The sequence below is a fragment of the Ideonella sp. BN130291 genome (genome assembly GCF_036231905.1).
Taxonomy (GTDB): Bacteria; Pseudomonadota; Gammaproteobacteria; order Burkholderiales; family Burkholderiaceae_C; genus CAMLIZ01.
The window spans coordinates 512,977-532,340 of the sequence record NZ_JAZARE010000001.1 but is presented as its reverse complement, the minus strand read 5'-3'; the positions used below and the strand labels follow the sequence as shown (position 1 = coordinate 532,340).

The following is a 19,364-nucleotide window of genomic DNA, read 5'->3' as shown; positions in this document are numbered from 1 at the left end:
AAGTAGCGACTCTGACGGCAACCTCTGCTTAGCAGGCAACCTCTATTGCATGTGAACAGCAGGCCCTGCGCGAAGCCGCGCCACCAAACGCTGCGACACTTTCCCACCATGCTGATCTTCCACAACCCCGTGCACCAGGGGCACGCCGGCCGCCAGGAGATGTTCCGCGGCCGCCTCGTGCCTTGCCATGAAACCCCCGCGCGACTGGACCATGTGATGCACGAGCTGCGCCGCCGCCCGGTGGGCATGCTGCGTGAACCGGGTGCGCCCGACATGGCGCTGCTGCGGCGCGTGCATGCGCCGCACTACTTGGACTTCCTCGCCAGCGCGTGGGCCGACTGGGTGGCGCTGGACCCGGCCAACCACGAGGTCGACATCCTTCCCTCGGTGTGGCCCAACCACGGCCTTCGCCGGGACGTGGCGCCCACCAACTTCTCCGCCCGCGTCGGCCAGTACACCTTCGACGCCGGCACGCCGCTGGGCGCTGGCACTTGGGCCGCCGCGCTGGCCGGCGCGGCCTGCGCCATCGATGCGGCGCGTGCTGTCGCCGGCGGTGCGGCGGTGGCCACGGCGCTCACCCGTCCGCCCGGCCACCATGCCGGCGCCGACTTCTTCGGCGGCTACTGCTTCCTGAACAACGCGGCTTTGGCGGCCCAGGCGCTGCGCGACGCGGGCGTCGAGCGGGTGGCGGTGGTGGACGTGGACTACCACCATGGCAACGGCACGCAGAGCCTGTTCTACGAACGTGATGACGTGTTCACCGCTTCCATCCACGGCGACCCGCGCACCGAATACCCGTTCTACCTGGGGTATGCCGACGAGCGCGGGCTGGGCCGCGGCGAGGGCTTCAACCTCAACCTGCCGCTGCCGGTGGGCACCGGCTTCGAGGCCTGGGCGCAGGCGCTGCAGCAGGTGTTGGGCGAGGTGCGCCGGTTGGGCGCGCAGGCGCTGGTGGTGGCGCTGGGCGTGGACACCTTCGAGGGCGATCCGATCTCCGGCTTCACCTTGCGCAGCGAGCGCTACCTGCGCATGGGCGAGCTGCTCGCTGCGGCGCGCCTGCCCACCGTCTTCACGATGGAAGGTGGTTATGCGGTCTCGGCGGTGGGGGTGAACGTGGTCAATGTGCTGGAAGGGTTTGTCGCATGAAGCAGCCGGTGGAGCCCAAACACGTCAACCGCCTGATCAACCATGGGCCCACGGTGCTGGTGAGCGCCGAACACGCCGGCCGGCGCAACGTGATGGCCGCCGCCTGGTCCATGCCGGTGGAATTCGTGCCGCCGCGTGTGGCGGTGGTGCTGGACAAGACCACCTACACCCGCGAGCTGGTGCTGGCCAGCGGCCGCTTTGCGCTGAACGTGCCGTGCCGCGCGGTGATGGACCTGGCCTACAGCGTGGGCAGCGTGTCCGGGCGCGACGCCGCGGTGCAAGGCGAGGACAAGTTCCAGCGCTACGGCATAGCCGCCTTCGCCGGCAGCAGCTTGGGCCTGCCGCTGGTGGAAGGCTGCGTGGCCTGGCTGGAATGCCGCCTGATCAGCGAGCCGCATGCGCAGGCGGCCTACGACACCTTCTTCGGCGAAGTGGTGGGCGCCTGGGCCGACGACCGCGTGTTCCAGGCCGGCCGCTGGTCCTTCCGGGCGGACAACACCGAGCTGCATACCGTGCACCATCTGGGTGGTGGCGCGTTCGCCCTGCCGGCGATCGGCAGTGAACAAGCCCGGCAGCTGCCGGCGCGCAACGAAGCGGCCTGAACGCACGCGGCGGCCTGTGAGCCGCTCGCGAGCCGCGCCGGCTCAGGCCGCCGCGCAGGCGCGTTGCAGCGCCGCGCGCGCCAGCAGGCGCGTGGAGTCCAACGTCGGCAACGCGGAATTCGAGTCGTCGATGATGAGCGGGATCTCGGTGCAGCCCAGCACCACCGCATCGCAGCCCTGCGCCTTCAGGCCCTCGATCACGCGCTGGAAATAGCGCACGCCTTCGGGCCGGATCACGCCGCACACCAGCTCGTCCATGATGATGCGGTTGATCTCCACCCGCTCATCCACGGGCGGCCGCTGCCAGCGCAGGCCGCGCGCTGTCAGCGCCTGCGGATAGACCTCGCTGTCCACCAGCCAGCGGGTGCCGGTGATGCCCACGCAAGCGAAGCCGCGCTGCACCGCCTGCTCGGCCACCACCTCGGCAATGTGCAGCCAGTGCAGCGGCGAGCGTGGCAACACCAGCGGCAGCGCCTGGTGGATGGTGTTGTCGGGGCAAATAAGGAAGTCCGCGCCTGCCGCGGCCAGCTTGTGCGCCGAGGCCAGCATCAGCTCGGCCACGCCGGCCCAGTCGCCGCGGTCCAGGCACTGCACGTAGTGCGACAGCGACGGCGTGTGCATGGTCACCTCCGGGTGCGCATGGGCGCCCAGCAGCGCAGCGCCCTCGCTGCAGATGGTGCGGTAACACAGCGCGGCGCCCTCGGCGGAGCAGGCCACGATGCCGATGTGCTGGGGCATGGTCGAGTTCGGTGGGGGAAAGGGCCCCAAGCGTACTGCGCTTCAGCCGGCACCGATGGCGTGCGCGGTGGCCAGAAACAGCCAGGCGCCATGCGGCAGCCACTGTTCGCTCCAGCGCCAGGACTGCGACATGTCGGTGTCCTGCGGCATGCGGAAGTCGATGTCCTCTTCGTCGTGCAGGCAGGCCGTGATGCCGTTGCACACGCCGCCGGGGGCGTTGAAGTAACCCGGCTCATACTGCGGCGGGTTGTGGCCTTGGCCCTGCATCATGCAGGCGTCGAACGGGTTGAAGCCCAGGATCCAGTCGGTCGCCTGCTGCGCCAGCGCCGCCAGGCCGCTGCGCAGCGCGGGGTCCTGCAGATGGGGCAGGGTGGCCAGGGCCGCGCTGGCGATGGATGCGAGGCGCGCGTTTTCGCCCTGCCACCAGTAGCCGCTGTCGTTGTCATGCGGCATGAAGAACTGCGCCCGCGGCGCGCGGCCGGGTTGTTGCACCCACTGACGCGGGTAGCCGAAGGGGTTGCCTTCCCCCGGCGCCGCAAGTGCGAGCTGATGCCGCCAGGCCCGCACCAGCGCATCGCGCACCCGGGGCGCCACGGCCGAGCGGGGCATCAGCTCCAGAAAGCGGGCGAGCGCCACACACGGCAGCCCCGCTTCGGCCGCGTGCACGTAGCTGCGGGTGGCGGCGTCGTCGGCCCAGAACCACCCCTCCTCATGCTGGCGCGCCACCAGCCGGGCCGCGCGCGCCTCGGCCGCATCGCCATACGCCGGCGCGCCGGTCGCCGCCACCAGCTCGCAGGCCGCGAGCAACGCGCAGTAGTCGTCGATGGTGTTCTCCTGCCCATCGGGCAGGTACTCGCGGTTGTGCGCCTGCAGGTGCGCGAACCCGCGCTCGGCCGCGGCCAGGTAGGCCTCGCGCGGCGCCTCGCCGTCGCGCGGCAGCTGGCTGGCCCGCGCCAGCGCGGCGATGGTGCTGCCGCCGCCTTGCCTGAAAGCCGCCTGCGTGGTGCTGAACATGTGCCCCTGCTGGGTGGTGTAGCTGCACACGCGGCGCTGCGCCACGTCCTTGCTCCAGCGGTCGAACACGGTCATGTGGAAGTAGCCGCTGGGGTGCTGCAGGCGCAGCAGGTAGTCCGCGCCGTGCAGCGCCTCGTCCACCATGCGCTCGTCGAACCACAGCGGCTGCGCGCCAAGGCGCGAGCGGCCGTCGATCAGGTTCCACACCAGCTGCGGCGTCTGCTGTGGGTTGAGGAAGTTGGCGTAGGACAGGTGCGAGAGGTACTTGGACACATCGCCCGAAGCGTCGTACCAGCCGCCGTGCACGTCCACGCGCTCGTCGCTGCCGAAGATCGGGCAGGCGTGGTCGGCGGCGTCGAAGATGCCGGTGCAGCGCTGGCCCTTGAAGTAGTGCAGCAGGTCGGACAGCAGCGGCCGGTCCAGCACCCGCGGGGCAAGCGTGAAGGTATGCGACACCACCGGCGGCGTGGCGCCGTCCAGGCTGATAAAGCAGCGCGCCGGCGCCTGCACCGCGGAAAAGTCGGCCTCCCAGAACTGCCAGTCGCGCCAGCGCGCCACACCGCCCAGCGGCCGCAGCTCAGCACCCAGCAGCAGCTCGCGCGTGTCCGCGTTCACGAGCGAAAAGCGGCCACCGCCAAAGCCGGGGCTGCATTGCAGCAGCGCCCGCTTCGGTGCGGTGAGCGCATAGCCCACATGGTTGTGCAGGAACTTCATGTGCGCCCCCTCATCCTTTCACCGCCCCCGCCGCCAGGCCTTGCACGAAGTAGCGCTGCCCTGCAAAGAAGGCCAGCAGCACCGGCAGCGTGCTCACTGCGCCGGCGGCCATCATCAGGTCGTAGCGGTGCTGGAACTGGCTGATGAAGAGGCGGATGCCCACCGGAATGGTCTGCACGTCGGGCGAGCTGGTGAGCACCCAGGCGAAAAAGAGTTCGTCCCACGCCAGCAAAAACACGAAGGTGGCGGTGGCGATGATGCCGGGCGCGCTCAGCGGCAGCACGATGCGCACGAAGGCACCGAAGCGCGAGCAGCCGTCGATGCGGGCGGCGTCCTCCAGGTCGCGCGGTATGGACACGAAGAAGCCCCGCATGATCCAGATGCTGGCGGGGGTGAACAGGGCCACGTAGAGGAACACCAGGCCGTGCATGCTGTCCAGCATCTGCAGGCCCCAGCGGTCGCCCAGGCTGCGGTACAGCATGTACAGCGGCAGGAAGAACAGCATGCCGGGCACCACCTGCGTCACCGTGAAGCCGAGGCTGGCCGCGCGCGCGCCGCGGAAGCGAAAGCGCGCCAGCGCATAGGCCGCGCACAGCGCACACAAGGTGGACAGCACCGTGGTGAGCCCGCACACGATCAGGCTGTTGCGGAAGTAGGTGAAGAAGTCGACGTTGATCCAGAGGTCGCGGTAGTTCTGCCAGCGCAGCGGTGCGTCGCTGAACCCCACGCTGCCGGCCACGATGTCGCCCGGGTGGCGTAGCGAGCTCAGCAGCATCCACCCGATCGGCATGAGCGACAGCGCGACGATGGCCCAGGTGAGCGTGTTGAGCGCGAAGGCCCGGCGGCGGCTAGTCCTCATCATGGGTCATGCTCTGGCGGAAGGCGCGCAGCCACACCGCCACGAACAGCAGCATCAGCGCCATGGTCACGAAGGACACCGCGGCGCCCTGGCCAAACAGCCAGTAGCTGAAGGACTGGCGCGTGAGCAGCGGCATCAGCAGGTCGGCCCACTCGCCCGGAAAGCCCGCGCCGTTGCCGAACATCATCGACACGATGTTGTACGAGTACACGTTGTCAATGATCTGGAACATCAGCTGGATCACGATCACCGGCTTGAGCAGCGGCAGGGTGATGTGCAGGAACTGCTGCCAGCGGCTGGCGCCGTCCAAGGTGGCGGCTTCATAAGGCTCTTCGGGAATCGCCTGCAGCGCGGCCAGGAAGATCAGCATCATCACCGGCCAGGCGCGCCACACGGTGGGGATCACGATCGCCCAGAAGCTGTTGGCGCCCAGCAGCCAGAAGGGCTTGTCGTCCAGCAGGTGCAGCCAGTCCACCAGCACGGTGTTGACGATGCCGGTGTCGCGCTGCCACATGAAGCCCCACAAGGTGCCCACCACGTAGGAGGGCACGATCCACGGCAGCAGCAGCAGGGTGCGGGCGATGGCCTTGCCGGGGAAGTCGCGGTTCAGCAGCAGCGCCACGCCCAGGCCGATGCCGATGGCCAGCGTGGACACGGTCAGCGTGAACAAGGCGGTGTTGCGCAGCGCATGGCCCAGGCCCGCGCGCAGCGGGTTGTCGGGGTCGAACAGAACGCGCCGGTAGTTGTCCAGCCCGACGAAGGGCGCGTCCAGGTACTGGCCCAAGGTGAACTGGTTGAGCTTGAGCAGGCTCATGTAGAAGCCCTGCACGATCGGCAGCCCGTTCACCGCGGCCATCAGCCCCACCGCCGGCAGCAGCAGCAGGTAAGGGAAGGGGTCGAGCCTGCGCTTGCGGGTCATGGCCGGCTGAGCGTGGCCTTCAGCGCGAGGCCGAGAGCACCTGGTCGGCCTCATGCGCGGCCGCGTCCATCGCCTGCTTGATGGCCAGCGGTGAGTACTTGCCCTTCTGGCCGCTCACGATGTCGAACATCTGGCCCAGGTTCTTCAGGTACACCGACTCCAGCGGCCCCCAGCCGGCAATGGATGGGTAGTGGCGGCCGTTCTTCACCTGCGCCATGAACTGCGCGTAGTGCGGGTTGGCCATCAGCTGCGGGTCGGCCGCGGCGTCCAGCCGCGTGGGCAGCATGCCGGACATCTTGCTGAACAGCACCTGCGCATCGCGCCCGGTGAGCCAGGCCACCAGCTTCCAGGCCTCGGCCTTGTTCTTGGACGACTTCATCACCGCCAGGTCCGAGCCGGAGAAGAAGGTCTGGTGGCCCTTGAGCCCGGCGGGGTAGGGCGCGATGCCGAAGTTGCGCGCGGCCAGGCTTTCGAGCTGGCCGCCCTTGGCCTTGGGCGTGGCCATCTGCTTGAGCACCCAGGGGCCGCTGAAGATCACCGCGTACTGGCCGTTGAAGAAGCCCGATTCGATCTGGCCCGAGTCTTTCTCCAGCGCGCTGGCGGGCACCAGGCCTTCAGCCGCGAAGCTGGTGTAGTAGGCGATGGCCTGCACCGCCTCGGTGGAGTTGATGCCCGAGCGCTGGCGATCGGCCGACAGCAGGTCACCGCCGGCGTTCCAGATCCAGGGCGCGAGGTTGTGCACCACGTTCCAGTCGTTCTTGCCGGGGTAGCCGAGGGCAGCGATCTTGCGGCCGTTGACCTCCATGCCGTTGATCTTCTGCATCGCCTGCTTGAAGCTGCCCCAGTTGGCAAAGGCATCGCGCGGCTCGATGCCGGCCTGCTTGAACACGTCGCTGCGGTAGAAGGCCGCGCGGGCGTCGGCATACCAGGGAATCGCGACCACCTTGCCGTCGTTCTGCGCGCGGGTGGTGCCCCACATCACGGGGAAGAAAGCTTTCGCGCCGCCGGCTTCGGCCTGCTGCGCGTCGCTCAAGGGCTCCAGCGCGTTCATCGACGCGATGGCCGGCACCCAGGTGGTGCCCAGCTCGATCACGTCCGGCCCCTGGCCGGATGCGGCCGCGGCGGTGATCTTGGCCCAGGCCGATTCCCAGTTGAGCACCGTCACGTTGACACGCAGCCCGGGGTTGGCGGCCAGCAGCGGGCGCAGCAGCTCGCGCATGTCCTGCTGCTGCTGCTCGGTGGTGTTCATCACCCACAGGTTGAGCTCTGCCGCGCGCGCGGCCAGGCCGGTGCATAGCAGGGCTGCGGCGGCGAGTGCGCGCAGCCGCAGTGTCGTCCTCGTGGTCGTGATCATGGACGCCATTTCACGCGTTGGCGGCTGCATCGGCAATCGAGGCTTCTACCGCCGGACTTGGTAGTTCTACTGCATGCGGGGAGTACATCCCGGAATGGCCGGCCGCGCGATGCCGGCTTCCAATGCGGTGGCGTTGCATCCAGCCGGAGACCCCATGACAGCCCAGCCTACCCCGATTGCCCTGGCCGTGGCCGGGCTGCTGCTCGCCACTGCCGGCATGGCGCAGGCGCAGAGCGCGGACCCCGCGAAGGACGATGCGCAGACGGTCATCATCACCGGCATCCGCGCCTCGCGGCAGCAGTCGCTGGCCGCCAAGCGCGACGCCGATTCGGTGGTGGAGGTGATCACCGCGGAGGACATTGGCAAGCTGCCCGACAAGAACGTGGCCGACGCGATCCAGCGCCTGCCCGGCATCAACATCTCCTCGGCCGCCGGTGGCGAGGGCGGCTTCTCGGAGAACGACCGCGTGAGCATCCGCGGCACCAGCCCCAGCCTCACGCAGACGCTGATCAACGGCCACCCGGTGGCCACTGGCGACTGGTTCGTGCTGGACCAGACCGAGACCGTGGGCCGCAGCGTGAGCTACACCCTGCTGCCCTCGGAGATCGTGAGCCGCGTGGTGGTGCGCAAGAGCGCGCAGGCCGACCTGGTGGAAGGCGGCGTGTCGGGCGCGGTGGACATCGAGACCCGCACGCCGCTGAGCTTCAAGAAGCCGCTCACGCTGGAGGCGTCGGCGCAGGTGATCTACGCCGACCTGCCGAAAAAGTACGACCCGCAGCTGAACGCGCTGGTGAACTGGAAGAACGAGGCCGGCACCTTCGGCGTGCTGTTCCAGGCCTTTTCGGAAGCGCGGCATGAGCGCCGGGACGGGCAGGAGTTCCTCGGTTATGGCGAGCTGACGATGCCCGATGGCAGCGTGGTGAAGTACCCGTCCCTGATCGGCTCCGCGCTGTTCACGCAAAAGCGCGTGCGCACCGGTGGCGTGCTCGACGTGGAGTTGAAGCCCAGCAACACGCTCACGCTGGACGCCAACGCCTTTTTCTCGCACCTGGCGGCCACCAACTACGACACCAACTTCATGGCCAATCCGCAGGCGCTGTTCGACGCCGGCGTGGTGCCCGATTCGATGACGGTGCGCAACGGCACCATCGTGTCGGCGGTGTTCCCCACCATCACGTACGACCCCGCGCATCCGGAGGTGTCGCCCGGCGTGGTGGACAAGATCTACCGCCCGGGCGCCAAGGCGGAAACGTATTACGTGGACTTCAACGGCAAGTACAAGCCGACCGATCGCTTCACCTTCAGCGGCAAGCTGGGCTACACCCATGGCATCGGCTCCACGCCGGGCGACCTGGGGTATGAGTCGCTGCTGGTCAACTCCGGCATGCGCTACGACATGAACGGCATCGGCGCGCCGGCCACCGTGTCCTTCCCTGGCGCCAACCCCGCCAACTACAACGAGGCGCTGCCCTTCGGCACCTGGTACTCCACCGTGCACGTGCTCGACGAGGAAACCTATGCCCAGGCCGACGCCGAGATGGCGCTGGACAGTGGCATCTGGGAATCGCTGAAGTTCGGCCTGCGTTATGCCAAGCACCGGCGTGAGGTGCAGTTCCCGCAGAACGGCGGCTGCGGCTGGGCCGATGGCGGCTGCGGCGGCAGCGCCGACTGGCACGGCGAGAAGTACCCGGGCAACTTCGGCAGCGGCTTCGGCGCGGGCGCCGGCTTCCTGCGCGACGTGTGGCACCTGTCGCCCGAGGCCGTGCAGGCCTATGTGCTGTCGCATGCGTCCAGCGGGCCCACGCAACACTACTGGCAGGGCGAGCTCGGTGTGCAGGAGCAGACGCTGGCGGCCTACGGCATGGCCAACTTCAGCGGTTCAGGCTGGCGTGCGAACGCGGGGGTGCGGCTGGTGCAGACACGCCAGCGTGTGAACTTCAACGTGCCCGATGGCCCCAACCCGATCACCGGCTCCGACTACGGCCCGTACACGCCCACGACGGTGAGCAAGAACTACTTCGATGCGCTGCCCAGCGCCAACATCAAGTTCGACCTGTCGAAGCAGCTGGTAGCGCGCCTGGCGGTGGCGCGCACCATCGCGCGCGCCGACTACAGCGCGCTGGCCGGCGCCATCACCAGCCTGGACGACCTGACGCTCTCGGGCACCGGCGGCAACCCGGAGCTCAAGCCGGTGCGCTCGACGAACTACGACGCCACCTTGGAGTGGTATTTCGCACCCAAGGCCCTGGCCTCGGTGGGTGTGTTCTTCATGGACATGTCCTCCTACGTGGGCTTCGGTACCTCGCAGCAGAGCCTGTTCAACAAAAGCCGCAACCAGTTCGACACCTACTCCATCACCTCGCCGGTGAACGTGAAGGCGAAGAACAAGGGCGTGGAGCTCAGCCTGTCCACGCCCATCGGCGGCGGCTTCGGCGCGGTGGTGAACTACACCTACACCGATGGCAAGGACGACGCCGGAGGCCGGCTCACCGGCTCCTCCCGCAACACCGGCAACCTGGAGGCGTATTACGAGAACGACCGCTTCAGCGCGCGCCTGGCCTACACCTATCGCTCGGACTTCCTGGTGGGGCTGGACCGCTCCACCACCGAAACGGCCGCCGCCGTGGGCAACCTCGCGGCGTCGGTGAACGTCAAGCTCACCGACAGCGTGTCCATCACCTTCGATGCGCTCAACCTGAACAACCCCGTGCTCAAGTACTACGGCGACAACAAGGACCAGCCGCGCGCGTTCTATTCCAACGGCCGGCAGTACTACCTCGGCGTGCGCGTCGCGCTGTGAACGGGCAGCCACTGGCGACCCTGCCCGCGCTGCACGCCGGGCGCATCCGCTCGCTCGATGCCTTTCGCGGGCTCACCTTCCTGGTGATGGTGTTCGTGAACGAGCTGCATGGCGTGAGCGGCATTCCGGCCTGGGCCAGGCACATGCCGGCCGACGCGGATGCGATGAGCTTCGTGGACGTGGTGTTCCCTGCGTTCCTGTTCATCGTCGGCCTGTCCATCCCGTTCGCGCTCCAGCGCCGGCTGCAGCTCGGTGAACAGGGCTGGGCGCTGCAGCGGCACGTGGGCAGCCGCGCGCTTGCGCTGGTGGTGATGGGCTACTTCATGGTCAACGCCGAAAGTGGCTTCAACCCGGCGTTCATGGTGGTGCCCATGCCGGTGTGGTCGCTGCTGCTGTACCTGGCCTTCCTGCTGGTGTGGGGCGTGTTCCCGCTCGAGCCGCAGGTGCTGCGCCAGACGCTGCGGCTGGCGGGCGTGCTGCTGTTGCTGCTGCTGGCCGCGCTGTACCGCGGTGGCCCGGACGGCCGGCAGACGATGACGCCGCAGTGGTGGGGCATCCTCGGCCTGATTGGCTGGGCCTATGGAGCCGCCTGCGTGCTCTACCAGCTGGCGCGCGGGCGGGTGGCGATGCTGCTAGTGATGGTGGCGGCCTGCACGGTGTACTACGGCGTGAGCCACCTGCACAGCGGCGCCGACAACCCGGTGCAGGGCTGGCTGCTCAGCCATGACGGCCATGCCGCCCACACGTCCATCGTGCTGTGCGGCGTGGTGTGCGCGCTGATCTTCTTCCAGGCCGGGCAGCCCGACGATGCGGTGGCCCGCTTCGCCAAGACGAGCCTGCTGCTGCTGGCGCTGGTGGCCGCCGGTGCGCTGACGCGGCCGCTGTTCGGCATCTCGAAGATCCACGCCACGCCGGCCTGGTGCTTCTACAGCGCTGCCTGGTGCGTGGGCCTGTTTGCCGCGCTGCACGCGCTGGTGGACCGGCGCGGGCTGCAGCGCTGGACCGCCTGGGTGGCGCCCGCGGCGCAGAACCCGCTGGTGCTGTACCTGCTGCCCTTCGTGATCGGGGCGGCGCTGCAGGCGCTCGGCTGGGGCTTGCCGCCGCTGCTGCGCCAAGGCGTGCCGGGTGTGCTGTGGGCCGCCGCCTATGCGGTGCTCGTGATGGCGCTGGTGGGGTGGATCAACCGCGTACCGGTGCGCCTGCAGCTGTAGAAGGAATGCGCCCGCGGTCGCAGCAGGTTCTCTCGCGAGGTTGGGTGGGGCGGTGCTCCTCGTCGCCCCACCCGTGTTTTGCGGGCCGGCGGTGGCTTACTGCTGCGCGGTGGTGGCGGCCGGCGCCTGCGCCACCAGCACCCACAGGCGGGCAAGGTCGGCCGTGCCGTCCTTGCCTTGCACCGTCTTCAACGTCTTGGCGGCGGCGTCCTTCTGGCCTGCCATCCACTGCGCCACGCCCAGGTGCAGGCGCGCCTCGTCGGGCCGCTTGAGCCCGCCCTTGGCGATGCCCTGCTCGATCAGCGCGACGCCCTTGTCGGCCTGGCCGGCGGTGGCGAGGGCATAGCCGATGTTCACCATCGCATTGGCGTCGCGGCCGGTCTGCGGGCCGTTGGCGGCCTGCGCCAGGTTGGGCGCGTCGCTGGCGGCCTGCTTGCGGGCCTGGTCACGCAGCTGCTGGTGCGCCTTGGCGTTGGGGCCGGTGCCTAGCTTGCCGCTGGCGTAACCCTGGTCGATCGCCTTCACCGCTTCGGCCGGGTAGCCGGCGGCCATCGCCAACTGGGCCATTTCCACGTACTCGGCGCCCTGCACCATCGAGTTGGTGGCCAGGCGCAGGCGGTAGGCGTCCAGGCGCAGGTGATCGCCGAAGTTGGCTTGCGACTGCACGCGCCAGATCAGGTCGCCCCACAGGTCGGGCTTGGGGTAGCGGGCGACGATGCGCTCCAGCGTCTGGGCGTAACCGGCTTCGTCCTTGATCTTGGCCTGCGCGCTGGCCAGCATGCGCAGCGTCTGCTCGGGGGTGGCGCGGCCGGCGGCTTCGTCGGCCTTCACGTCAGCGGCGATCTCCTTGGCGGCATTGGCAAAGTCGCCCGACAGGTACAGGTCATTGACCAGGATGGTGTGCACGTTGGGGTCGGTGCCGCCTTCCTTGAAGTAGCGCTGCGCCATGGCGAGCGACTTCGTGTAGTCCTTGCTGCGGTAGGTCAGGTCGGCCAGCGCGCGCAGCATGTCGCGCAGCTCGTCGCCCTTCATGCGGTCGGTGGCCAGCGCGGCTTCAAGTGACTTGATGGTCAGCGGGATGTCGCCGGTGCCCAGTGCGGCGGCGGCGCGGGTGCGGTCGATGAAGAAGCTTTCGTAGGGCGTGAGGCTGGGCACGGCGGTTTCGGCTTCGCGCAGCTTCGCCAGCGCCTCGGCGTGCTTGCCTTCCTTGATGAGCGCCTGGGCCGCCTGCAGGCCCTTGGCCACCTCGGGGCGGGCCGCTTCCGGCGGCGCCGATGCGGCCGCGGCCGGTGCGGTTTGCGCCTGGGCGCAGATGCTGGCCACGGCCAGCGCAACAGCCGCGGCGGTGCGCGACGCAAATCCGGATTTGCTCATCATGGGTGAGGGCTGAAAACAGGGGGTGACCGGGGCGTGGGCACCGCTTGTGGCAGGCCTCACGTGCGAAGCCCGCCAGTGTAGGCCGTGCGCCCCGGCACAAGTTTTACGAGGCGTTCAGTTCGGCAACGAAGTCGTAGGTGTCGCCGCGGTAGAAGGATTGCGACAACTCCACCGCGCGCCCATCGCGCAGGTAGCCCAGGCGCTCCACCAGCAGGCCGGCATCGCCCGGCTGGGCCTCCAGCAGCTTGGCCTGTTCCTCGTCCAGCAGCAGCGCGCGCAGGCGCTGCAGCGCGCGCACCGGGCGGCAGCCCTGGCGCTCCAGCGCGTCGTACAACGAGGTGTCCACCGCCTCCAGCGAGGGCAGGCAGGAGGCCACCACCGTGCAGTACTCCAGCGACATCGGCTCATCGTCGGCAAAACGCAGGCGGTGGAAGCGGTAGACCAGGGTGCCGGGGCTGAGCGCGAGCTTGAGGGCTTCTTCGGGCGTGACCGTGCCTTGCGCGCGCTTGAGCCATTCGCTGCGCGGGGTGCGGCCGCGCGCGCGCATGTCCTCCGAAAAGGAGGTGAGCTTGGCAAAGTTCTTGTCGATGCGGGTGCCGACGAAGTTGCCCGAGCCTTGCCGGCTCACGAGCAGGCCCTCGTCGATCAGCCCTTCGATCGCCTTGCGCACGGTGATGCGCGACACGCCCAGGTCGGCCGCCAGCTGGCGCTCCGACGGCAGCGCGTCTTCCGGGCCGAGCACGTGTTTTTCGATCGCCTCGCGCAGGGCGCGCTGCAGCTGCTGGTACAGCGGGAGGCTGCTGTTCGGATCCAGCGTTCCGAGGATTTGCGCCAGCGATGTCATACCGCCGCCCTCCGGGTGGGATGTCTTTCAAAAATGATACCAGTACGGTACCAGGGGATGTACCAGTCAGGACGGAGCATGTTACGCGTGTTCTTAGGGTTTTCTTGGGTGCTTTGCGCGGTTGGATGCAGCTTGGTCAAGCGCCCGTAACAATTTTGTTCCGGATTGGTAGCATATTGGACCTTAGTGGTAGTATAGTGGTACGCATCGGAGGACAGGATCGGTTTCACAGGGGGAACGGCCGCCCAAGCATCGCGAGCAAGACGATGCCACAGGCCGGACCCGCGTCACAACGGCCGCTTTCGCGAGACTGGCCAACCATGGTCGAGAGGAGCACATGAAGATTCAACAGACACCCATTGCATCGGCGGTCGCGCTCGCGTTGATGGGCGCGGCCCTGGCGGCCCATGCACAGCAGGCCGCCCCCGCACCTGCCTCCGCGGCCAGCCAGGCGGCGCCTTCTCCCAAGGAGGAGGTCCAGACTGTCACGGTGACCGGTATCCGTGCATCGCTGCAGCAGTCGCTCACCCAGAAGCGAAATGCCGAGTCGCTGGTCGAGGTAATCACCGCGGAGGACGTCGGCAAGATGCCGGACAAGAACGTGGCCGACTCCCTGCAGCGCATCCCCGGTGTCGGCGTGGCGACCGCGGGCGGCGCTGAAGGGGGCTTTGGTGAGAACGACCGTGTGGCCCTCCGCGGCACGCCGTCTTTTCTGACCCTTACCACGCTGAACGGCCACACCGTGTCCACCGGCGACTGGTACGTGGACAACATCACCAGCGGCGGCCGTAGCGTCAGCTATTCGCTGTTCCCATCGGAGCTCATCGGGCGCGTGACGGTCTACAAGACGTCCCAGGCCAACATCGTCGAGGGTGGCGGTGTCGGTACCGTTGACATCGAGACGCGCAAGCCACTCAGCTTCCAGACTGGTCTGAGTGCGATGGCCTCCATCGAAGCGGCCTACACCGAGGCGGCCAAGAAGACCGACCCGCAAGTGAGCGCGCTGTTCAATTGGAAGAACGAGCCGGGGACGGTAGGTGTGCTGGTGCAGGCGTTCCACGAGAAGCGGCATCTCCAGCGGTTCGGCCAGGAGTTCCTGTGGTGGGACAAGGTCGCCACATGGTTCGCCCCAGCCTGGATCGCCGCCAACCCCGAAGTGGAAGGCAAGAACATCTCCTTGCTGACCGGCTCCGTGCTGTTCCAGCAGGAGCGGGTGCGCAAGGGCGGGTTGATCGATGTGCAGGTCAAGCCCACCAGCGACCTCACGCTGGACGCCTCTGGTTTCTACAGTCGCATGAACGCGACCAACATCAACGCGAACTTCATGCTGTCGCCGTACCAGGTGTTGTCGAACAACTGGTCGAATGACGCGAACAGCGCGGTGCCCAGCAGCTATACGGTCACCGGCGACACGATCACGTCGCTCACCTTCCCGGCCAACTGTCCGGTGGCGGACTGCTCGAAGATGGGTGCGTCGGTGCAGGACGTGATTTCCCGCCCCGGCTCCTACATGGAGAGCAAATTCCTCAACCTCGACGCCGACTACCGCCCGAGCGAAAAGCTCTCGATCAAGGGCAAGCTCGGCACCACCCGCGGCACCGGCCATGCACGCGACTATGGCTATGAGGTGTGGAACGCCTACTCCGGCAGCACCATCACGCTGCACGGCCTGGATGCACCGGCCAACGTGAGCATCGACAACGCGGGCACCTTCTCGCCGCGCACCGGCGCGCCTTTCTTCGGCGGGTGGGCCTCGGACATCACCACCAACGACAAGGAGGACTATGCCCAGGCGGACGCCACCTTGCGCCTGGACATGGAAGCCGTCTCTGCGCTGCATTTCGGCGTGCGGTTCGCGAACCACCGCCGCACGCTGACCTGGCTTGGGGGCACCCTGGCCGACGGCGCGGGCGACCTTGCCAACGCCCCCACGGGTGGGTTGACGCACTTTCCCAGCAGCCCGCTGCCGAACATGCTGAGCGGCGCGTGGACCTTCTCCGCGGACTCGGTGAACGCCTGGGGCGACCGCTTCGTGTCCTTCGCCAACCACGCCTACCAGAGCGAATTCGACATCCGCGAAAAGACCTCGGCCGCTTATGTGATGGCGGACTACGGGGTGGGCGCGATGTCCGGCAACGTCGGCCTTCGCCTGGTGAACAGCAAGGTGCACGTGGAGAACGGCTCGCCCAACAACGTGTGGGCTCCGGTGATCAACGACAGCAGCTACACCGACGTGCTGCCCAGCGCCAACCTCCGCTACGAGTTCTCCAAGTCCTTGATCGGCCGCGCGGCACTCAGCCGCACCATGGCCAGGCCGGAAATCGGCTCGCTGGGTGCATTGAGCTTGCAGGACATCCAGGGCACAGGCACCGGCGGCAACCCGAAGCTCAAGCCGATCCGGTCGAACAACTTCGACCTGGGCATCGAGTGGTACTTCTCTCCGAAGTCGATGGTGTCGGCTGGCGTGTTCGCAATGAACATGAGCACCTACGTCACCTATGGCCAGTACAAGGCGACCTACTTCAACCAGTCGCTGGGCCATGACGCGGAATACAACATGAGCGCCGCCACGAACACCAAGGCGGAGGTGCGCGGTTTCGAACTGGCTTATGTGCAGGATCTGGGCAACGGCTTCGGCTTCAATGCCAACTACACCCACTCCGACGGCAAGGAGACCGGCAAGGCGCCCGGCTCGGCGTGCGAGACCATCGGCAATTGCGACATGGTGGGCAACTCGAAGAACACCTACAACCTGGGGGCCTTCTTCGAGAACGACCTGTTCAACGCACGGGTCGCGTACAACTACCGCTCGAAGTTCCTCAACGGCCTGAACCGCAACAGCGCGATCTACCAGGACGCGATCGGCACGGTGTCGGCGTCGCTGGGCTACAAGATCACCAAGAACCTGTCCCTCACCCTCGAGGGCAAGGACTTGAACGATCCCACGCTGAAGTCGTATGCCGCCACGCCGGAGCAGCCGCGCGCGTTCTACAAGAACGGCCGCCAGTTCTTCTTCGGCATCCGGGGCCAGATCTGAGCTGAGGTGTCTCCACGGGCCGGGGCATTCGCTTCGGCCTCGTCTTCCCAGGCGAGGCGCTTTGGCGGCCTCGCCTTTTTTGTTCTGGCAAACAACGCAGCTTCAGATGCCGCCGTCGATACCGCCATTCGCCACCGGTACCGCCTCTCCGCCACCCGCGCGGCTGCAGTCGGTGGATGCCCTGCGCGGCCTCACCGTGGCCGCGATGCTGCTGGTGAACAACGCCGGTGACTGGGGCCATGTGCATCCCTGGCTGGAGCATGCGCGGTGGCATGGCCTGACGCCGCCCGACCTGGTGTTCCCGTTGTTCCTGGTGATCATGGGCGTCTCGATCTCGCTGGGCCTGGTGCCGCTGCGCGAGCGCGGCGCCGACGCCGCTGCGCTGTCACGCAAGGTGCTGGTGCGGGCCTTGCGCATCCTGCTGCTCGGCCTGCTGCTGCAGGCGGTGGCCTGGCTCACGATCGAGCAGCGTCCGTTCCGCGTGCTGGGTGTGCTGCAGCGCATCGGCGTCTGCTACGCGGTGGCCGGCCTGGCGGCGCTGTACCTGCGCGCGGGCCTGCAGTGGGTGCTGCTGGCGCTGCTGCTGGCTGGCTACGGCCTCTTGCTGGCAGCGGGCGGCTCCTTGCAGCCATGGGTGAACCTGCCCGATCGGGTGGACACCTGGATCCTGGGCCCGCATGCCTACCAGTTCGACGCGGCCAGCGGGCGTGCCCATGATCCCGAAGGGCTGTTGAGCACGGTGCCGGCCATCGCGAGCACCTTGCTCGGTGTGCGGGCCGGTGCGCTGCTGCGGCGCGGCGCCGGCGGCGCGCTGCTGGGGATGGGGCTGGCGGCTTGCGTGGCGGGTGCGCTGTGGGCTGGGTGGCAGCCGCTCAACAAACATCTGTGGACGCCGTCGTTCGCGCTGTGGACCGGTGGCCTCTCCCTGCTGTTGCTGGCACTGGCGCATCGCCTCATCGACCGCATGGGCGCGCCGCCGCTGGGCCGCGCCATGGGGCGCAACGCCATCACGGCCTACGCGCTGGCCTGGCTGGGCACTTGTGCGCTGGCCGGCACGGGCGCGATGGAGCACCTTTACCCCGCGCTGTTTGCCGCGCCGATGAGCGGCCTGCCGCCCTGGGTGCCATCGGCCGCGTTCGCCGTGGCTTTCACCGGCGTGGTCTGGGTGCTGATGGCGGCCATGGACCGCCGCCGCTGGTACATCGCGATCTGAACCGTTTGCCCGTTTTGCCTGGAGACCCTCGATGCGTGCTGGACGAATCCCGACTGCCGTGGCGGCGCTGCTGCTGGCCTGTGCCGCGCCGGCTGCGCGAGCCGAGCCGTCCCTCGTGATCGGGCCCTACAAGCATGCCCCGCTCGCCTTCGATGCCCACACGCACCTGATGCAGGCCGCCCCCGCCGACACCACACCGGCGCAGCCGCTGGCGCAGGCGCTGGCGCCCGGCGCGGTGGTCAGCTGGGCCTTTGCCACCGGCGACTGCGGCAACGAACACTGGGGCGATGGCATCGTCACCGAGCGCTTTGCGCAGGCCAACGTGGCAGCGTTCGTGCAGGCGAAGCAGCGCTACATCGTGTCCACCGGCGGCCAGGGGCAGCAGTTCCACTGCGACAGCGACGAGGGCATGGAGCGCTTCATCGCGCGTTATGCCTCGCCGCAGCTGGTGGGCTTCGACTTCGACATCGAGGCTGGCCAGTCCGACGCGTCCATCAACGCCCTGGTGCGGCAGATCGCGCGGGCGCAGGCGCGCCACCCGGGCCTGCGCATGAGCTTCACGCTGCCCACCTTCGCCGCATCGGATGGCAGCGGCCGCAGCCTCAACCGCATCGGCCAGCGCGTGCTCGCGGCGCTGCGCAAGCACCGCGTGCGCGACCCCTACATCAACCTGATGGTGATGAACTACGGCCGCGCCCACGCCAGCCGCTGCGTGCTCAAGGCCACGCCCGAAGGGCAGCGCTGCGACATGGCGCGCTCGGCGCTGCGCGCGGCGCAGAACCTGCACGAGGGCCAGCGTGTGCCGATGAACCACATCGAGCTCACCGCGATGATCGGCGTGAACGACGTGGTGGAGAACGTGTTCACCCTGGCGGACGCGGAGCAGCTGGGCCGCGCGGTGCGCGAGCAAGGGCTGGGTGGCCTGCATTGGTGGTCGCTGGACCGCGACACGCCATGCCCGCCTGCCGAAGCAGGCGTTTCCCCCCGCTGCAGCGGCCTGGCGCAGCCGCCGCAGGCCTACAGCCGGGCCTTCCTGCAGGCGCTGCCTTGATCTGCCGGGGATGTTCGTGCATGAACATTCGATTGAAGTTTGTTCACTAACGGAATAAACTGCCGGGCATGAGTGCTGCCCTGCGTGCCCCCGACCTCCACCCCGTTGACCTGAACTCCGCCGCTGCGGCCGCGGCCGCTTTACGCACCTTCTGGCGCCTGGCCGAAGCCTGGAAACTGAGCGTCGCGGAGCAGACCACGCTGCTGGGCGTCGGCCGCACCACGCTCTACCAGTGGAAGCAGGGCAAGCCCGGCCCGCTGGACCGGCATGTGCTGGAACGCTTGTCCTACCTGTTCGGCATCTACGCCGCCTTGCAGATCCTGCTGCCGGTGCCCGAGCGGGCCGACGAGTGGATCCGCAAGCCCAATGCCGCGCCGCTGTTCGCCGGCCGCTCCGCGCTGGAGCGCATGATGGGCGGCCAGGTGGCCGACCTGTTCGTGGTGCGCCAATACCTGGACGCCCAACGCGGAGGCAAGGCTTGACCG

General features: G+C 68.2%; 15 protein-coding genes. 8 read left to right on the top strand and 7 right to left on the bottom strand.

Annotated elements, in window-relative coordinates; all coding sequences use genetic code 11:
- The first annotated feature begins 108 nt into the window (after positions 1-108).
- The gene (locus VPH43_RS02480; RefSeq protein ID WP_328576060.1) at positions 109-1,146 is read left to right on the top strand and encodes a histone deacetylase family protein; all 1,038 of its coding nucleotides are present in this window, start codon (positions 109-111) and stop codon (positions 1,144-1,146) included.
- Positions 1,143-1,748, top strand: coding sequence for a flavin reductase family protein (locus VPH43_RS02475; RefSeq protein WP_328576059.1), 606 nt, complete (start codon positions 1,143-1,145; stop codon positions 1,746-1,748). Before VPH43_RS02480 ends, VPH43_RS02475 begins: the two co-directional genes overlap by 4 nt.
- 42 nt (positions 1,749-1,790) lie before the next feature.
- Here VPH43_RS02475 and VPH43_RS02470 read toward each other — a convergent pair whose 3' ends face one another.
- From VPH43_RS02470 to VPH43_RS02450, 5 genes are read right to left on the bottom strand one after another with little or no spacing between them, the layout of a single operon-like run.
- Positions 1,791-2,486 carry an aspartate/glutamate racemase family protein gene (locus VPH43_RS02470; protein ID WP_328576058.1) on the bottom strand — a complete coding sequence of 232 codons (696 nt, stop codon included), beginning with the start codon at positions 2,484-2,486 and terminating at the stop codon, positions 1,791-1,793.
- A gap of 42 nt (positions 2,487-2,528) precedes the next feature.
- Positions 2,529-4,214, bottom strand: coding sequence for a glycoside hydrolase family 9 protein (locus tag VPH43_RS02465; RefSeq protein WP_328576057.1), 1,686 nt, complete (start codon positions 4,212-4,214; stop codon positions 2,529-2,531).
- A 10-nt stretch (positions 4,215-4,224) separates the two neighbouring features.
- On the bottom strand, positions 4,225-5,073 hold the full coding sequence (locus VPH43_RS02460) for a carbohydrate ABC transporter permease (protein WP_328576056.1): 849 nt from the start codon (positions 5,071-5,073) through the stop codon (positions 4,225-4,227).
- Positions 5,063-5,992, bottom strand: a complete 930-nt coding sequence (locus VPH43_RS02455) for a carbohydrate ABC transporter permease (RefSeq protein ID WP_328576055.1) — start codon at positions 5,990-5,992, stop codon at positions 5,063-5,065. The genes VPH43_RS02460 and VPH43_RS02455 overlap by 11 nt, the downstream gene beginning before the upstream one ends.
- A 19-nt stretch (positions 5,993-6,011) precedes the next feature.
- Positions 6,012-7,346: an extracellular solute-binding protein gene (locus tag VPH43_RS02450; protein ID WP_328576054.1), complete on the bottom strand. Its 1,335-nt coding sequence runs from the start codon at positions 7,344-7,346 to the stop codon at positions 6,012-6,014.
- Positions 7,347-7,500: 154 nt separating this feature from the next.
- Here VPH43_RS02450 and VPH43_RS02445 point away from each other — a divergent pair, with 154 nt between their 5' ends.
- Both VPH43_RS02445 and VPH43_RS02440 read left to right on the top strand, forming a co-directional pair.
- Complete coding sequence (locus tag VPH43_RS02445; protein WP_328576053.1) at positions 7,501-10,146, top strand: TonB-dependent receptor; 2,646 nt, start codon at positions 7,501-7,503, stop codon at positions 10,144-10,146.
- Positions 10,143-11,357 carry a DUF5009 domain-containing protein gene (locus VPH43_RS02440; RefSeq protein ID WP_328576052.1) on the top strand — a complete coding sequence of 405 codons (1,215 nt, stop codon included), beginning with the start codon at positions 10,143-10,145 and terminating at the stop codon, positions 11,355-11,357. The genes VPH43_RS02445 and VPH43_RS02440 overlap by 4 nt, the downstream gene beginning before the upstream one ends.
- A 96-nt stretch (positions 11,358-11,453) precedes the next feature.
- Here VPH43_RS02440 and VPH43_RS02435 read toward each other — a convergent pair whose 3' ends face one another.
- Both VPH43_RS02435 and VPH43_RS02430 read right to left on the bottom strand, forming a co-directional pair.
- Positions 11,454-12,734 carry a tetratricopeptide repeat protein gene (locus tag VPH43_RS02435; protein ID WP_328576051.1) on the bottom strand — a complete coding sequence of 427 codons (1,281 nt, stop codon included), beginning with the start codon at positions 12,732-12,734 and terminating at the stop codon, positions 11,454-11,456.
- A 103-nt stretch (positions 12,735-12,837) separates the two neighbouring features.
- Positions 12,838-13,578, bottom strand: a complete 741-nt coding sequence (locus VPH43_RS02430; RefSeq protein ID WP_328576050.1) for a GntR family transcriptional regulator — start codon at positions 13,576-13,578, stop codon at positions 12,838-12,840.
- 337 nt (positions 13,579-13,915) lie between these two features.
- Between VPH43_RS02430 and VPH43_RS02425 the strand changes: the two genes are divergently transcribed.
- The 4 genes from VPH43_RS02425 (at position 13,916) to VPH43_RS02410 (ending at position 19,361) form a co-directional block, all read left to right on the top strand.
- The gene (locus VPH43_RS02425; protein ID WP_328576049.1) at positions 13,916-16,615 is read left to right on the top strand and encodes a TonB-dependent receptor; all 2,700 of its coding nucleotides are present in this window, start codon (positions 13,916-13,918) and stop codon (positions 16,613-16,615) included.
- A 106-nt stretch (positions 16,616-16,721) separates the two neighbouring features.
- On the top strand, positions 16,722-17,828 hold the full coding sequence (locus VPH43_RS02420; protein ID WP_328576048.1) for an acyltransferase family protein: 1,107 nt from the start codon (positions 16,722-16,724) through the stop codon (positions 17,826-17,828).
- Between the two features lie 31 nt (positions 17,829-17,859).
- Positions 17,860-18,879, top strand: coding sequence for a glycosyl hydrolase (locus VPH43_RS02415; protein WP_328576047.1), 1,020 nt, complete (start codon positions 17,860-17,862; stop codon positions 18,877-18,879).
- A gap of 68 nt (positions 18,880-18,947) precedes the next feature.
- The gene (locus VPH43_RS02410) at positions 18,948-19,361 is read left to right on the top strand and encodes an MbcA/ParS/Xre antitoxin family protein (RefSeq protein WP_328576046.1); all 414 of its coding nucleotides are present in this window, start codon (positions 18,948-18,950) and stop codon (positions 19,359-19,361) included.
- Positions 19,362-19,364: the final 3 nt, after the last annotated feature.

Coding starts and splice junctions, on each gene's coding strand:
- VPH43_RS02410 (WP_328576046.1), top strand. CDS start 18,948: ATGAGTGCTGCCCTGCGTGCCCCCGACCTCCACCCCGTTGACCTGAAC.
- VPH43_RS02460 (WP_328576056.1), bottom strand. CDS start 5,073: ATGAGGACTAGCCGCCGCCGGGCCTTCGCGCTCAACACGCTCACCTGG.
- VPH43_RS02425 (WP_328576049.1), top strand. CDS start 13,916: ATGAAGATTCAACAGACACCCATTGCATCGGCGGTCGCGCTCGCGTTG.
- VPH43_RS02480 (WP_328576060.1), top strand. CDS start 109: ATGCTGATCTTCCACAACCCCGTGCACCAGGGGCACGCCGGCCGCCAG.
- VPH43_RS02465 (WP_328576057.1), bottom strand. CDS start 4,214: ATGAAGTTCCTGCACAACCATGTGGGCTATGCGCTCACCGCACCGAAG.
- VPH43_RS02430 (WP_328576050.1), bottom strand. CDS start 13,578: ATGACATCGCTGGCGCAAATCCTCGGAACGCTGGATCCGAACAGCAGC.
- VPH43_RS02455 (WP_328576055.1), bottom strand. CDS start 5,992: ATGACCCGCAAGCGCAGGCTCGACCCCTTCCCTTACCTGCTGCTGCTG.
- VPH43_RS02450 (WP_328576054.1), bottom strand. CDS start 7,346: ATGATCACGACCACGAGGACGACACTGCGGCTGCGCGCACTCGCCGCC.
- VPH43_RS02470 (WP_328576058.1), bottom strand. CDS start 2,486: ATGCCCCAGCACATCGGCATCGTGGCCTGCTCCGCCGAGGGCGCCGCG.
- VPH43_RS02435 (WP_328576051.1), bottom strand. CDS start 12,734: ATGATGAGCAAATCCGGATTTGCGTCGCGCACCGCCGCGGCTGTTGCG.
- VPH43_RS02415 (WP_328576047.1), top strand. CDS start 17,860: ATGCGTGCTGGACGAATCCCGACTGCCGTGGCGGCGCTGCTGCTGGCC.
- VPH43_RS02420 (WP_328576048.1), top strand. CDS start 16,722: ATGCCGCCGTCGATACCGCCATTCGCCACCGGTACCGCCTCTCCGCCA.
- VPH43_RS02475 (WP_328576059.1), top strand. CDS start 1,143: ATGAAGCAGCCGGTGGAGCCCAAACACGTCAACCGCCTGATCAACCAT.
- VPH43_RS02445 (WP_328576053.1), top strand. CDS start 7,501: ATGACAGCCCAGCCTACCCCGATTGCCCTGGCCGTGGCCGGGCTGCTG.